The sequence below is a fragment of the Sphingopyxis sp. UBA6723 genome (assembly GCF_002454115.1).
Taxonomy (GTDB): Bacteria; Pseudomonadota; Alphaproteobacteria; order Sphingomonadales; family Sphingomonadaceae; genus Sphingopyxis.
This window is the reverse complement of sequence record NZ_DKIH01000009.1, coordinates 194,414-209,580: the sequence shown is the minus strand read 5'-3', so window position 1 is coordinate 209,580 and position 15,167 is coordinate 194,414. Positions and strand designations below refer to the sequence as shown.

Here is a 15,167-nt window from a genome sequence, read left to right as displayed (position 1 = left end):
GGCACGAAAGGTTGATTGATTATGGCTTCGTTCCCCTCGCTTCGCGTCGCCCGCGCCGCGCTCGTTTCCGGTATCGCGGCGACGGCGCTCTCCGGCTGCGCAAGCGGCGGCAGCAGCGCGCCGCAGCTGCCCAGCGCGAATTTCGTGCAGAATCAAGAGGGTCCGGGCGAGGAATATATCATCGGCCCGCTCGACGAGCTGCAGATCTTTGTCTGGCGCAACCCCGAACTCGGCGGCAAGGTGCAGGTGCGCCCCGACGGCCGCATCACCACCCCGCTGATCACCGACATGCCCGCGGTCGGCAAGACCCCGACGATGTTGCAGCAGGACATCAAGCTCCAGCTGAGCCAATATATCACCGACCCGATCGTCAGCGTGATCGTCACCACGTTCAACAGCACCTTTTCGCAGCAGGTGCGCGTCGTCGGCGCGACCGAAAAACCCGCCTCGATTCCGTTCCGCGCCAACATGACCGTGCTCGATGCAATGATTGCAGTCGGCGGCCTCGGCGAATATGCCGCTGGAAACAAGGCACGACTCGTCCGTTTCGACAAGGGCAGCGGCAAGCAGCAGGAGTTTGGGCTGCGGCTGAACGACCTGATCAAGCGCGGCGATATCAAGGCCAATGTGCGGTTGCAGCCCGGCGATGTCATCATCATCCCCGAAAGCATGTTCTGACCCAGACCGCCCGCACCAACCGACCCATCTCCCAAGGATTGATCGCAACCGATGAACAGCCTTTACGACGAATTCCGGGTGGCGCTGCACAGCGTCTGGACGCGCCGGTGGCTCGTGCTGGCGGTGGCGTGGGGTATCTGCATCCTCGGCTGGCTGGCAATCGCGTCGATCCCCAATCGTTATGATTCCCGCGCCCGGCTGCTCGTCGACATCAACGAAATCCTGCCCGACGATCCGCAGGGCGGTACGTTCGGCGGCCGCCAGCGGATCGACCAGATCCGCGAAACGCTGACCAGCGCGCGCAACCTGGAAAAGGTCGCGGCTACCACGGGCTTGCTGCCCGCAGGTGCGGGCGAGCGCGAGAAAGCCAGCGCGGTTGCGATGCTGCAAAAGAATATCAAGGTGATCCCGCAGCAAGACAATATCTTTGAAATCACTTCGAGCATCGGGGTCGGCAGCCTGTCCGACGCCGACAACGCCAAGCTGGCATCGGGTGTACTCGACAGCCTGATCACGGTGTTTCGCGACGATCAGCTGCGCGGCGGGCGGATGAACGCGCGCGAGGGACTGAAATTCCTCGATGCACAGATTGCCGATCGCGAAAAGGCGCTGCGCGAAGTCGAAGCGCGGCGGGCGGCGTTCGAGGCACAGAATATCGGGCTGATCCCCGGCGGTGCCGGATCACCCGCACAGCGTGTCGAAGCGGCACGCGCTGAACTCGGCCAGATCGATTCGCAGCTGGTGGCCGCGCAGGCGCAGCTGGCAGCGGCGAACGGCCAGCTTGCCTCGACCCCCGCGACGATCAACGTCCCCGGGATGGGTAGCGTCGGCGGCGGCGTCGCGCGGCAGCAGCTGGCGGGCGCCCAGAACGAACTGTCGTCGATGCGTTCGCGCGGGCTGACCGATGCGCATCCCGACGTCATTGCGCTCAAAAGCCAGATCGCCTCGCTGAAAGCCATGGCCGACCGCGAAGGTGCGGGCGCCGGTGGCGGCGGCAATTCGCAGAACCCGGCCTATGCCTCGCTCGCGGCGATGCGCGCCGAGCGGCAGGCGACGGTGAGCGCGCTCAACGCGCGCAAGGCGCAGCTGAGCGGCGACATCGCGCGGATAACCTCGCAGCAGATCCAGAACCCCGGCATTGCCGCCGAATATGACCGGATCAACGGCGAATATACCGCGTTCAAGGCGCAATATGACAAGCTGCTGGGTCAGCGCGAGCAGGTGCGGCTGCGCGGCGATGTGCAGACCGAAACCGATGCGATCAAGATCGAGCTGCTCGATCCGCCGACGAAGCCGACGAGCCCAGCGGCGCCCAATCGGCCTTTGTTCCTGACCATCGTTCTGCTCGCCGGGATCGGCGGCGGCGTCGGCGCGGCGTTCGGGCTGGGTCAGGTCCGCGCGAGCTATGCCACCGCGGCGAAGCTGGAACGCGCCAGCGGACTGCCGGTGATCGGGTCGATTACCGAAGTGGTGACCCCCGAACGTCATGTCGAACGGCGCAAGAAGCTGGTGTGGCTGGCGAGCGGTAGCGGCGCGCTGGTCGGGCTCTATGCCTTGCTGCTGGTCGCCGAATTCATCCAGCGCGGCATGGTTGCGTGACGGGGGACGATGACATGAACGACCAACGCAAAGTCAAGCGCCCGCCCTCGCTCCTCGAACGCGCCGCCGACATGTTCGGCCTCGATCCCGCTGCCAATGCGCCGACGATCGACGTGTCGAGCCTGCCGCCCGAAGCGCCCAAAAAGGCGAAGACGGTCAAGGCGGAACCCGTCGCCGACGTGCTGCCGCCCGAAAGCCTCGACCCTGTCGTCGAGGCCGCACCGACGGTTGAAACGGCGCCAACGCCTAAGCCTTCGCCGCGCAAAGAGATTGCCAAGGCGGCCCCTGCGATCGTGCCGACGCGGCAGGGGACGATCGACCGCGCGCGGCTCGCGTCGCGGGGGATGATTGTGCCGGGTACCCCGGTCACCGGCATTTCCGAAGAATATCGCATCGTGAAGCGCGAGCTGATCCGCAATTTCGGTGGCGTCGGCAATCGCCCGATCCTGCCGCGCGGCCACCGCGTGCTGATCGCTTCGGCCAATCCGGGGGAGGGCAAGACCTTCTCCGCGGTCAATTTGGCGCTCAGCCTGGCGGTCGAGGCCGACCATGACGTGCTGTTGATCGACGCCGACATTGCCAAGCCCAGCGTGCTCGAAGCGCTGGGGCTGGAGGATGGTCCGGGGCTGATGGACGCGCTTGCCGATGCGCATCTGCCGCTGGGCGACTGCCTTATCCAGACCGACATTCCGGGGCTGAAGGTCATGCCCGCTGGTACCGGGCATATGCACGACACCGAACTGCTCGCCTCGGCGCGAACCGATGCGTTGCTGGCGCAGCTCGAACAGGGCGTCCCCGGGCGCATCCTGATCATCGATTCGCCGCCGGTGCTGGCGGCATCGCCCGCCGCGGTGCTCGCGGGGCATGTCGGCCAGACGATCATGGTCGTGCGCGCCGACGAAACTTTGGAATCTGCGCTGCGCGACGCGATCGGCCTGATGGGCGCGTGTCCGCATATCCAGCTGCTGCTCAACGGGGTGAAATTTTCGCCGGGTGGCCGCCGCTTCGGCACCTATTACGGACAAGGAGGCGCGTGATGCGCACCACCACCCTGCGCCACGCTGGTGCGCTGGCGGCACTGCTGCTGGCGGGAACCGCGACAGGCGCGCACGCGCAATTTTCGGGCGACCCCGGATCCGGCGCGAGCGATGCGCCGACGAGCGCCCCGGCGGCCGAACCGGGCCGCGCGGCGAAGCGCGCCGAAGGCCGCCGCAACCAGCGGCAGGTCGATGTCAGCCCCTATCTGGAGGTCGGGCAGGTGCTGACCGCCGATTTGAAGAATGGCGGCGACGTCCTGACCTATACCAATGTTGCGGTCGGGGTGGATGCTGCGATCGTGACGACGCGCGCCGAACTGGCGGCGACGCTGCGCTATGAGCATCGTTTTGGCTGGAACGGCGGGCTGGGCGATTCCGATACGATCAGCGGGCTGGCTCGCGGCCGGATTGAAGTCGCGCGCGGATTGAACCTGGAGGGCGGCGCGCTCGCCACCCGCACCCGCGCCGACGGGCAGGGCGCCGATAGCGGATTGTTCATCGGCAACGCCAGCAATGTCGCCAATCTTTATTCGGTGTACGCAGGGCCGACTTTTGCGCGCCGGATCGGCGGGCTCGATGTCGGGGCTGGCTATCGCTTCGGCTATACCAAGGTCGATGTCGATGAGCCCGCGATCCTGGCACCGGGCAGCCAGCCGCAGGATATTTTCGACAGCTCGACCAACCATGTCGCGTGGGCCAGCGTCGGCGCGCGGCCGGGCGACCTGCCGTTCGGCTGGCAGCTGTCGGGCGGCTATGAGCGCGAGGACGCAAGCCAGCTCGACCAGCGGTTCGAGGGCAAATATGCCCGCGCCGACGTGACGATGCCGATCGGGCCGACCGTCGCGATATTGGGCGGCGTGGGTTACGAAGACATCGAGATTGGCCAGCGGGATCCGGTGCTCGACGTAAATGGCGTGCCCGTGCGCGATGCGAACGGCCGTTTCGTCACCGACAAATCGACCCCGCGCCAGCTGTCGTTCGATACCGACGGGCTGATCTGGGACGCCGGGGTGATGTGGCAGCCGAGCCGCCGCACGTCGGCGACCGCGCGCGTCGGGCGCCGTTACGGCGATACCATCTACACCGGCAGCTTTTCCTATCGCGCCGACCATGCGACGACGATCCAGGTCGGCGTCTATGACGGGCTGTCGAGCCTGGGCCGTGGGCTGTCGGGGGGGCTGGCGGCGCTGCCGACCCAGTTCGACCCGACGCGCAACCCAATCGGCGGGACGATCAATCCGTGCGTGTTTGGGCAGGAGGGTGGCGGATGCCTGAACAACCAGCTCGGCAACGCGACCTCGGCGCAATATCGCAGCCGCGGCGTGCAGGCGACGATTGGGTCGCGCTATGCCGGGTGGAGCTATGGCGTCGGCATAGGATATGACCAGCGCAAGTTGCTGGCGCCGCTGCTGTCGCCGATCGCGAACCTGAACGGGATCAAGGACGAGAATTATTATCTCTTCCTGTCGGCAGGACGCCAGCTCGACGTCGATTCGGACATCAGCCTGACCGGTTATCTCAACTATTTCGACAACGGCGCGCCGGGGGCGAGCGATGTGCAGTCGGCAGGTCTGTCGGCGGCCTATGCGCGGCGGTTCTGGCGCGGGCTGACCGGGACCGCGGCGGCGAGCCTCAACGCCTTTGATCAGGACGGCTTCAACAGCCAGCTTATTGGTTCAGCTTTGGTGGGACTGCGTTACAACTTCTGACCAGGCAAACGGGAATTTTGACGATGTACGATCAGTTCTATGGTTTCACCGGGCGTCCGTTCCAGCTGACGCCAGACCCGCACTTCTATTTCGAAAGCGGCACCCACCGCAAGGCGATGTCCTACCTCGGCTACGGACTCGCGCAGGGTGAGGGCTTTATCGTCATCACCGGCGACGTCGGCGCGGGCAAGACGACGCTGGTCGGCCATCTGATGAACACCATCGACCCCAATCGCCTGACCGCGGTCAAGCTGGTGTCGACGCAGGTCGAGGGCGACGATCTGCTCCGCCTGGTCGCCGAACAGTTCGGGATCGAGTGGGAAGGCGAAAGCAAGGCCGAACTGCTGCGGTCGATGGAGCAATATCTGCGCGAACAGGCGCGCGCGGGGAAACGCACGTTGCTGATCGTCGACGAGGGGCAGAATCTTGCCGTCTCGGCGCTTGAAGAATTGCGGATGCTGTCGAACTTCCAGCTCGGTGGCCATTCGCTGCTCCAGATTTTCCTGCTCGGCCAGCCGGAATTTCGCCAGACCCTGTTCCATTCGCCGACGCTGGAGCAGCTGCGCCAGCGGGTGATCGCGACGCATCATCTTGATCCGATGGAGCCCGAGGAGGTCGAGCCTTATATCCTCCACCGCCTGGGCAAGGTCGGCTGGACGGGCAACCCGAGCTTCAGCCCCGACGCGTTCGAGGAAATTTTCGATTATAGCGAAGGCGTGCCGCGCAAGCTGAACGTGCTGGTCAGCCGCTTGCTGCTGTATGGCGCGGTCGAGCAGATGACGCGGATCACGGCGCAAAATGTGCGCTCGGTCGTCGCCGAGATCGAGGCCGACCGCGGGATCGATGCATCGACGCTGGCGCCATTGCCGGTCGAGGAAGTCGTGGCGGCGGCTGCCGCTGCGGTGGCGCCGACGCCGGCGCCCTTCGCCGCCCCGACGGCAGCCAACGAAACCACGCTCGACTGGCCGCAGCGCGCCGCTGATGGACGCCCGCCGTTTGCGGAGCCTGTCTCAACATCTCCCGAGGCCGAGGTGCTGGAGCTGACTCCCGAACCGGCCCCGGCGATCGATCCTGAACAATTGGCGGCGCTCGAAGCGCAGATCGCTTCGCTGGAGGCTCGGCTGGTCGAACAGGATGCCGCGCTGCGCCGCGTGCTCGACCTACTGATCGAATGGGTCGAGCGCGATCCAGAGAATGCCCCCAACCCGGCGACGTCGCGGACTTGGGCGGCCTGACAGCCGCCGCGAAATCGGCTATCCGGTCGATGAAGGTGAGAAATGATGCAGAACGGCCTGTCGGTCGATGTCGAGGACTGGTTCCAGGTCGGCGCCTTTGAGCGCACGATAGACCGCGCCGACTGGCCGACGCTTGAGTGCCGGGTCGAGGCGAATTGCGACGCGGTTTTGCAGATTTTTGCCGATGCCGGCGCCAAGGGGACGTTCTTCACGCTGGGCTGGGTTGCCGAACGCTATCCGGCGCTGATCAAGCGCATTGTTGCCGCGGGGCATGAGCTGGCGAGCCATGGCTATGACCACAAGCGCGTGTTCAACATGACCGCCGACGAATTTGCCGCTGACCTCCAAAAGACGCAGGCGATCCTTGAGGATCTGGGCGGGGTCGCCGTGCGCGGCTATCGCGCGCCGAGCTTCTCGGTCGATACGCGCACCCCTTGGGCGCATGCGGTGCTCGCCGAGCAGGGCTATGCTTATTCGTCGAGCGTCGCGCCCGTGCTCCACGACCATTATGGTTGGCCGCAAAGCCCGCGCCATGCTTGGCGGCCGCTGCCCGACAGCGATATGGTCGAATGGCCGGTGACGACGGCGCGCTTTGCCGGGCGCACCCTCGCAGCAGGCGGCGGCGGCTTCATGCGGATGCTGCCTTATGGCTTTACGCGCTGGGCGATTGCGCGGATGAACGCCGAGGGGCATCCGGCGATCCTCTATTTCCATCCGTGGGAAATCGACCCGGGCCAGCCGCGCGTCGCCGATGCGCCGATCAAATCGAAGATCCGTCATTACAGTGGCTTGTCGGCCATGGCTGGCAAGCTGAAGAAACTGCTCGCTGATTTTGAATGGACGCGCGCCGACGCGCTGCTCCCGGCGCAGCAGGACCGCGCGCAGCCGTGGCGCGCGGCGGCGTGAATGCGCCGATCCGTCCGGTGAAGGATGGCTTTTCCGGCGCGCCGCTGTCCGACGCGGCGGCGTGGGACGCCTATGTCGCAGCGTATCCGGACGCGACGCCCTTTCACAGCCGCGCCTGGTGTGAGGCGATTACGCGGGCGACCGGGCATCAATGCCATTTGGTGACTGCGCGCGATGCGGAGGGGGCGCTGACCGGCCTGTTGCCGCTGCACCATGTCCGCTCGCCGCTGTTCGGACAAGCACTGGTCGGCAGCGGTTTTGCTGTCGATGGCGGTATGCTGGCCGATGATCCCGCGGTGGCGGCGACGTTGGCCGAGGGGGCGGCAGCGATGGCGCAATCGCTGGGCGTTCCCTCGGTTGAACTGCGCGGCGGGCCGCAGCCCGAAGGCGAAGGGTGGCACCGCGAAGACGGAGTATACGCGGGGTTCGCGCGCGACCTCGCCAGCGACGACGACGCCGAACTGCTCGCGATCCCGCGCAAGCAGCGCGCCGAGGTGCGCAAAGTGCTGGAGAGCGGCTTGACCGTGACCACCGGCCGCGATGCGGCGGAGCGGCGCGACCATTATCATATCTACGCGACCAGCGTCCGCAATCTCGGGACGCCGGTGTTCCCCAAGGCGCTGTTCGATGCGGTGCTCGATGCGTTCGGCGACGATGCCGATATTTTGACCGTGCGGCAGGATGGGCGCCCCGTCGCGAGCGTTGTCAGCCTGTATTGGCGCGGCACGGTGATGCCCTATTGGGGCGGTGGGATTGCGGATGCAAGGCGGCTGCGCGCCAACGAGCAGATGTATTTCGCGCTGATGCGCCATGCGCGGACCAAGGGTTGCACGCGGTTCGATTTCGGGCGGTCGAAGGTTGGGACCGGGCCGTATAGCTACAAGAAGAACTGGGGGTTCGAGCCGCAGCCGCTGGTCTATGCGCGCTGGCTGGCGCCGGGCGAGACGCCGCGCGACACCAATCCGAACAGCGCCAAATATCGGTTGCAGGTCGATCTGTGGAAGAAAATGCCGCTGTGGGCGGCGAACCGGATTGGGCCGCTGATCGCGCGCGGATTGGGGTGATCGCGGTGCTTTCGGACACATCGTCATTGCGAGCGAAGCGAAGCAATCCAGAGTGGCGTAAACCGCTCTGGATTGCTTCGCTTTGCTCGCAATGACGGGAAGCGATGATGCCCCAAATCCTGTTTCTTGTGCATCGCGCGCCGTGGCCCCCCGACCGCGGCGACCGGATCCGTAGCTGGCATGTGTTCGAAGCGCTGGCGAAGCTGGCGCCAGTGCATGTTGCGGCGCTCGCCGACAATGAACAGGATGCAGCAATAGCGCGCGAAAAGATGGCACCGCTTTGCAAGAGTTTGGCGATCGAAGTACGCAATGTGTCGCGCCCGGTGGCACTGGCGCAAGCGGTACTGCGCGGCGAGCCGGTGTCGAACCGGTTGTTCAAAAATGCCGCGCTCGCGCGCCATGTTGATACGTTGGTTCGCGGCGGGCCCATCACCCACATCGTCGGCTTCTCGGGCCAGATGGCGCAATATCTGCCGACCGATTTCGGGGGCCCGGTGTTGATGGATTTCGTCGATGTCGATTCGGCCAAATTCGCGACTTATGCCGAGCAGGACCAGCGCCAGCCATTGCACTGGGTGCATCAGCGCGAGGCGCGGGTGCTGGGTGCCTATGAGGCCGCGGTGGCGCGGAGCGTCGATGCGAGCCTGCTCGTCAGCGACGCCGAGGCGGCGCTGTTTCGCGCGCGCAGTGGGCTGGGATCCGACAAGGTGCGTGCGGTCGAGAATGGCATCGACACCGACCGGTTCGATCCGGCGTTGACATTCGACAAGGTCGATGGCGGTGAGGGGCCGCTGGCGGTGTTCACGGGTCAGATGGACTATCGCCCCAACATCGACGCAGTGCGCTGGTTCGCCGCCGACATCCTGCCGCTGATCCGTCAGCAGCACCCGGCGGCGCGGTTCGCGATCGTCGGGCGGGCGCCGACCGAGGAGGTGCGTGCGCTCGCGAAGCTGCCGGGCGTGATCGTGACCGGCAAGGTGCCGGATGTACGACCCTGGCTTGCCGCTGCGGATGCGGTGGTTGCGCCGCTGCTACTGGCGCGCGGGGTGCAGAATAAATTGCTCGAGGCGATGGCGATGGCTCGGCCGGTGGTGGCGAGCGCCGCTGCGGCGACCGGCATCGATGCGACCCCCGGCGATCATCTGCTGGTGGCCGACGGCACCGCGGCGATGGCCGATGCGGTCGGCGCGCTGTTCGATGACCGTGCTGCCGCCGCGGCGATGGGACAGGCAGCGCGCGCGCGGATGATTGCGCGCTATGGCTGGGATGCGCGACTGGCGCCGCTCGGCGAGCTGCTGGGGCTGCCCGCATGACGTTGTGGCAACGCCATCTGGGCGCGCTCGCACTGCTCACGGCGGCGGTCCTCGTGATCTTCTGGCGCGATGCAGCCGATATGGCGGGCATCTGGTGGCACAGCTCGACCTTTACCCATTGCCTGCTGATGGTGCCGATGATCGGCTGGCTGGTGTCGCAGCGGATCGACCTGCTGCGCCCGCTGACCCCCGTATTCTGGTGGCCCGCGCTCGTCTGGATGGCGGGGGCGGGGCTGGTGTGGCTGGTCGGTGAGGCGGCGGGGGTCGGGCTGTTTCGGCAACTCGGGCTGGTGCTGATGCTGCAAGGCGCGGTCGGCGCGGCGCTGGGCGAGAAGCTGGTGCGCGGGCTATTGTTCCCGCTGGGCTATGCGCTGCTGCTGGTGCCGTTCGGCGAGGAACTGGTGCCGCTTCTCCAGACCTTTACCGCGCATATCAGCGTCATCCTACTCCACCTGTCGGGCATTTCTGCCGAGATGGAGGGGGTGTTCATCACCACCCCGGCCGGATTCTTCGAGGTCGCCGAGGAGTGTTCGGGGGTCAATTTCCTGATCGCGATGCTCGCTTATGCGGTGTTCGCGGCGCATCTGTGTTTCAAAAGCTGGACGCGGCGGATCGTCTTCATCGTGCTCGCCTTGGCTGCAACGATCCTCGCCAACGCGCTGCGCGCCTATGGCACGATGGTTGCCGCCGAAATCTGGGGCATCGAGGCGGCGGGCGGGATCGACCATATTTTCTATGGCTGGATCTTTTTCGGGCTGGTGATTGCGATCGTGATGCTGGTCGCGTGGCGCTGGTTCGACCGGCCCGCGAACGATGTTGCGGTCGATGTGAGCGGGCTGGATGGCCCATCGCGCTTTGCCGGGTCGGCCAAGGCAGTGTTGCCCATAGCGATTGCGATCCCGTTGGCCTTTGCTGGCTGGGCGTGGCTGGTCGGCGGGCGCAGTGCGCCGCTGCCCGCGACGATGACGGTCGAGGCTCCGCGCGGCTGGAGCGAAACGCGCGCGGAGGGCATGGCGTGGACGCCGCGCTTCGACGGCGCCGATCAGCGGCTGCTACGGCATTTTGTCGATGCCGCGGATCGCCGGGTGACCGTCGCGATCGGCGGCTATGAACGTCAGGCCGAGGGGCGCGAGGTCGTCGCGTTCGGGCAGGGGGCGGTCGATCCCGACAGCAAATGGGCGTGGAGCGCGGCGTTGCCCGCGGTCGAGGGCGCGCGAACCGAACGCCTGTTTCATCCCGGCCCCGTGCTGCGCGATGCGGCGACGTGGTTTGTCGTCGATGGCGCAGTGACCGGCGATCCGCGCCGCGCGAAGCTCGCAGGTCTGAAAACGCGACTACTCGGCGGAGACCCGCGCGCGCTGTCTCTGATCGTGTCGAGCGAAGAGCGCCAAGGCGGGCGCGACGCGATAGAGGATTTCGTTTCCGCGTCGGGCGGAGCCAAGGCAATGGCTGACCGCGCGCTGAAAACCCGCTAGGCCCATCAGCATATGTGTGGGATCGCGGGCATCTATCATCTCGAGACGGCTAAGCCCGTCGATCCGGCGCGGCTGCGCGCGATGCTGTCGCCGATGCAGCACCGCGGCCCCGACGGAGCGGGCGAGTGGACCGCAGCGGGGGTCGGGCTGGGCCATTTGCGCCTGTCGATCATCGACATCGAAGGCAGCCCGCAGCCGATGGCGAGCGACGACGAAGCGGTGACGCTCACCTACAATGGCGAAATCTATAATTTCCGCGAGTTGCGCACCGAACTGGAGGATCGCGGGCATCGGTTCCGCACCAGCGGCGATACCGAGGTGATCATTGCGGCGTGGCGGCAATGGGGGCCGGATTGCCTGTCGCGGCTGAACGGCATGTTCGCCTTTGCGATCCACGATCATCAGCGCGGCTGCCTGTTCCTGGCGCGCGACCGGTTGGGGGTCAAGCCGCTGCATTATGCGCGGCTGTCGGACGGATCGGTGGCGTTTGCGTCCGAGCTGAAGGGACTGCTGCGCAATCCCTTGCTGCGGCAGGAAGCCAATCTGACCGCGATCGAGGATTTTCTCGCTTTTGGTTATGTCCCCGACGACAATTGCATCGTCGCGGGGGTCGAGAAGCTCGCCGCGGGCTACTTCTTGTTGCTCGAACGCGGCAAGCCGGTGCCGGCGCCGACGCGCTGGTGGGCGCCCGATTTTTCGAAACGCATCCGCGCAAGTGAGGGCGAGGCGGCCGAACATCTGGTCCATCTGATGCGCGCCGCAGTGACCGACCGGATGGTTGCCGACGTGCCGCTCGGCGCCTTTCTGTCGGGCGGGGTCGATAGCAGCGCGGTGGTTGCCTTGATGGCCGAGGCGAGCGCCAAGGCGGTCAAGACCTGCACCATCGGCTTCGATCAGGCGGCGCTCGACGAGACGGCCTACGCCCAGCAGATCGCCGAGCGGTTCGCGACCGATCATCGCACCCGCACCGTTTCGTCGGGCGACTTTGGGCTGGTCGACACGATCGCCGATCATTTCGACGAACCTTTCGCCGATGCCAGCGCGCTGCCGACATACCGCGTGTGCGAACTGGCGCGTGAAGAGGTGACGGTGGCCTTGTCGGGCGACGGCGCCGACGAAGCGTTTGCGGGGTATCGGCGGCTGGTGTTCCAGCATCAGGAGGAACGGCTGCGCGGGCTGATCCCCGGATTTATGCGCCGCGGGGTGTTGGGGCCGTTGGCGAAGGTCTGGCCGCAGATGGACTGGGCGCCGCGCCCGCTGCGCGCCCGCGCGACGCTCGCCAGCCTGTCGAAAAGCGGGGCCGAGGGCTATGCCGAGGCGGTCGGGGTGACCGGCGTGGCGCAACGGTCGCGGCTGTTCAATGACGCGGCGCATCATGCGTTGGGCAACCATGTTGCCGAGGCACGCTATTGGAAGGCGATGGCCGAAGCCCCGGCGCGCGAGCCGCTCGACCGTGCGCAATATGCCGACCTGATGATCTGGCTGCCCGGCGACATCCTGACCAAGACCGACCGGATGAGCATGGCGGTGAGCCTGGAGGCGCGCGAGCCGCTGCTCGACTACCGCCTAATCGAATTTGCCGCGAGCCTGCCCGCTTCGATGCGCGTCAAGGGATCGACCGGCAAGGCGATCATGAAGCAGGCCATGGAACGCTACCTACCGCACGACATCCTGTATCGACCAAAGATGGGGTTCGTGACGCCGGTGTCGCAATGGTTCCGTGGGGCGCTGGTCGAGCAGGCGCGGGGGCTGGCGACGTCGTCGACGCTGGCGCGATCGGGCTGGTTCGACATGGCCGAAATCGAACGGATCGTGGCGGCTCACCAGTCAGGGCGGCGGGACCATGGGCGGCTGATCTGGCAGTTTTTCATGTTGGAGAAGTCGCTGGCGAAATTATTCGGGATATAGCGCTTATTCTCCCCTCCCGCTTGCGGGAGGGGTCGGGGGATGGCCTGTGTCTTGTGTGGCAATCTTTGACGAGCCCTCCCTACAAACCCTCCCGCGAGCGGTAGGGGCTTACGAAATCGCCACCCCATTTTAACGCTTCCCTGCTAAACTCCCGCCGATGACGGTGCACCCCGCCTTTCCCGCCGACGCCGCGCCCGCCGACCCGCTGACGGTACGCGTCGTCGATCCGCTGGCGCTGTCACCCGAGCTGTCGGCGGCGTGGGACCGGCTGGCGGCGGAGGCGAGCGAGCCCAATCCGTTTGCCGAACGCTGGTGCCTGCAATCGGCGTTGCACCTGCTCGACCCCGATCGCACCGCGCGGCTGGTTATGGTGCGCGACGGCAGCGACGGGCCGGTGATCGGGATGATGCCGATCGCACTGGCCCGCCGCTATGGCCGTCTGCCGCTGCGCCATGTCACGGGCTGGGCGCACCCCAATCATTTTCTGGGGCTACCGCTGGTGCGCGCGGGGTTCGAGCCGCTGTTCTGGTCGATCCTGCTCGGCTGGTGCGACGCGGCGCCATGGGCGCGGACGTTGCTGCATGTGCCGCGGCTGACCGAGGACGGTCCGCTGTACCGCGCACTGGTCGACGTCGCACGGGTGCGCGGCGGTGAGGCCGAGGTCGTCCACCGCGAGGAACGCGCGCTGCTCGACAGCGACCTGTCGCCTGCGGAGTATTGGGATGCCGCGGTGCGTGCCAAGAAACGCAAGGAACTCAGGCGGCAGGCGAACCGGCTTGCGGAGGAGGGTGCGGTGCGCTTTCGGCGCTGGCAGGCGGGCGAGGCGATCGAGCCGTGGATCGATGCGTTTCTCGATCTGGAGGCGCGCGGCTGGAAAGGCCGCGCCGGATCGGCGCTCGCCAGCCATAGCGACACCCAGGCGTGGTTTCGCGCGATCCTGACCGCCGCGGCCGAAGCGGGGCGGCTCGATATGCGCGCGCTGGACTTGGATGAGCGGCCGCTGGCGATGCTGATCAACTTCCGGGCGCCGCCGGGGGGCTTTTCGTTCAAGACCGCGTTCGACGAGGATTATGCGCGCTTTTCGCCCGGGGTGCTGTTGCAACAGGCGAACCTCGATCTGCTTGAGGACCCCTTGATCGCGTGGGTCGATAGCTGTGCGGCGCCCGGGCATCCGATGATCGACAGCGTCTGGCGCGAGCGCCGCGCTCTGGTGTGGGTCAACGCTGCCTTGTCGGCGCCCGCCGACCGGCTGCGCTTTGCGATGCTGACCAGGATCGAACGGCTCTGGCGGCGCTGGAAGGGTGCCGCGGGGACCGAAAATGAAGTAGAAAGCTCGTCATGACTGCGCATCAGCCGATCACCAAGCCCGTTTTTCCACCCGAAACGCTCGCGACGATGACGGCGCTTTATCCGCTTCAGGCGGGATTGCTGCACCATCACCTCCCAGACCATCCCCTCTTGTCGCTTGAAGCGCTGGCGCAGCTTGGCGAAGGCCTGCCTGCGAGCGCGGTCGAATATAATTTGGGCAATGTGCCGATCGGGATCCGTCCCGAGGACATTCCGTCAAATGGCCTGTCGATCGGCGAGACGATCCGCACCATCGACGGCAATGGCAGCTGGGCGGTGCTCAAGAATATCGAGACTCTTCCGGCCTATCGGACACTGCTGATGGACCTGCTTGGCGAGCTCCAATCGGTCGTCGAGCCGCGGACTGGAGAGATGCTGACGCCGCAGGGATTTATCTTCATCTCCTCGCCCGGATCGATCACCCCATTTCATTTCGATCCCGAGCACAACATCCTGCTGCAGTTGCGCGGGACCAAGGTGATGCATGTCTGGCCCGCGGGCGACGAGCGGTTCGCCGACCGGCGCGAGCATGAGCGCTATCACGGCGGAGGCCATCGCAACCTGCCGTGGCAGGACGATTTCCACGCCGATGCCCAGCAGGTGCCGCTAGGTCCCGGCGACGCGGTGCTCATGCCGGTGATGGCGCCGCATTTTGTCGCCAACGGCGATGCGCCATCGATCTCGCTGTCGATCACCTGGCGCAGCGAATGGAGCTACCGCGAAGCCGAAGCGCACGCCGCCAACGCCACATTGCGTCGCATCGGGCTGGACCCGGGGATGCCACCGCGCTGGCCGAGCTATGCGTGGGCCAGGTCGATCGGATGGCGGGTGGCGCGAAAGCTGCGGCTCGTCGCGTGACAGACCGCTTTTCATCGCCGCATTTTGCGGCTATGGGC

General features: G+C 66.2%; 12 protein-coding genes. All 12 read left to right on the top strand.

The window, feature by feature from the left end; genetic code table 11:
* The first annotated feature begins 21 nt into the window (after positions 1-21).
* The 12 genes from B4F07_RS07105 (at position 22) to B4F07_RS07050 (ending at position 15,129) form a co-directional block, all read left to right on the top strand.
* The gene (locus B4F07_RS07105) at positions 22-678 is read left to right on the top strand and encodes an XrtA/PEP-CTERM system exopolysaccharide export protein (RefSeq protein ID WP_088439355.1); all 657 of its coding nucleotides are present in this window, start codon (positions 22-24) and stop codon (positions 676-678) included.
* A gap of 51 nt (positions 679-729) precedes the next feature.
* Positions 730-2,277 carry an XrtA system polysaccharide chain length determinant gene (locus tag B4F07_RS07100; RefSeq protein WP_293702955.1) on the top strand — a complete coding sequence of 516 codons (1,548 nt, stop codon included), beginning with the start codon at positions 730-732 and terminating at the stop codon, positions 2,275-2,277.
* Positions 2,278-2,291: 14 nt separating this feature from the next.
* Positions 2,292-3,314 (top strand): P-loop NTPase, encoded by a 1,023-nt coding sequence (locus B4F07_RS07095; RefSeq protein WP_293702958.1) that lies wholly within the window; start codon positions 2,292-2,294, stop codon positions 3,312-3,314.
* On the top strand, positions 3,314-5,023 hold the full coding sequence (locus B4F07_RS07090) for a hypothetical protein (protein ID WP_293702960.1): 1,710 nt from the start codon (positions 3,314-3,316) through the stop codon (positions 5,021-5,023). Before B4F07_RS07095 ends, B4F07_RS07090 begins: the two co-directional genes overlap by 1 nt.
* A 23-nt stretch (positions 5,024-5,046) precedes the next feature.
* A complete protein-coding gene (locus B4F07_RS07085; RefSeq protein ID WP_293702963.1) occupies positions 5,047-6,258 on the top strand; it encodes an XrtA/PEP-CTERM system-associated ATPase in 1,212 nt (403 codons plus the stop codon).
* Positions 6,259-6,300: 42 nt separating this feature from the next.
* On the top strand, positions 6,301-7,164 hold the full coding sequence (locus tag B4F07_RS07080; protein ID WP_293702966.1) for an XrtA system polysaccharide deacetylase: 864 nt from the start codon (positions 6,301-6,303) through the stop codon (positions 7,162-7,164).
* A complete protein-coding gene (locus B4F07_RS07075) occupies positions 7,146-8,228 on the top strand; it encodes a FemAB family XrtA/PEP-CTERM system-associated protein (protein ID WP_293702968.1) in 1,083 nt (360 codons plus the stop codon). The genes B4F07_RS07080 and B4F07_RS07075 overlap by 19 nt, the downstream gene beginning before the upstream one ends.
* A 107-nt stretch (positions 8,229-8,335) precedes the next feature.
* Positions 8,336-9,541, top strand: coding sequence for a TIGR03087 family PEP-CTERM/XrtA system glycosyltransferase (locus B4F07_RS07070; protein ID WP_293703396.1), 1,206 nt, complete (start codon positions 8,336-8,338; stop codon positions 9,539-9,541).
* Positions 9,538-11,016 (top strand): exosortase A, encoded by a 1,479-nt coding sequence (gene xrtA / locus B4F07_RS07065; RefSeq protein WP_293702971.1) that lies wholly within the window; start codon positions 9,538-9,540, stop codon positions 11,014-11,016. Before B4F07_RS07070 ends, xrtA begins: the two co-directional genes overlap by 4 nt.
* Positions 11,017-11,028: 12 nt before the next feature.
* A complete protein-coding gene (locus B4F07_RS07060; protein WP_293702973.1) occupies positions 11,029-12,924 on the top strand; it encodes an XrtA/PEP-CTERM system amidotransferase in 1,896 nt (631 codons plus the stop codon).
* A gap of 157 nt (positions 12,925-13,081) precedes the next feature.
* Positions 13,082-14,266, top strand: coding sequence for a GNAT family N-acetyltransferase (locus B4F07_RS07055; RefSeq protein WP_293702976.1), 1,185 nt, complete (start codon positions 13,082-13,084; stop codon positions 14,264-14,266).
* Entirely contained in the window at positions 14,263-15,129 is an 867-nt protein-coding gene (locus B4F07_RS07050) for a cupin-like domain-containing protein (RefSeq protein ID WP_293702978.1), read from the top strand. Before B4F07_RS07055 ends, B4F07_RS07050 begins: the two co-directional genes overlap by 4 nt.
* Positions 15,130-15,167 lie beyond the last annotated feature (38 nt).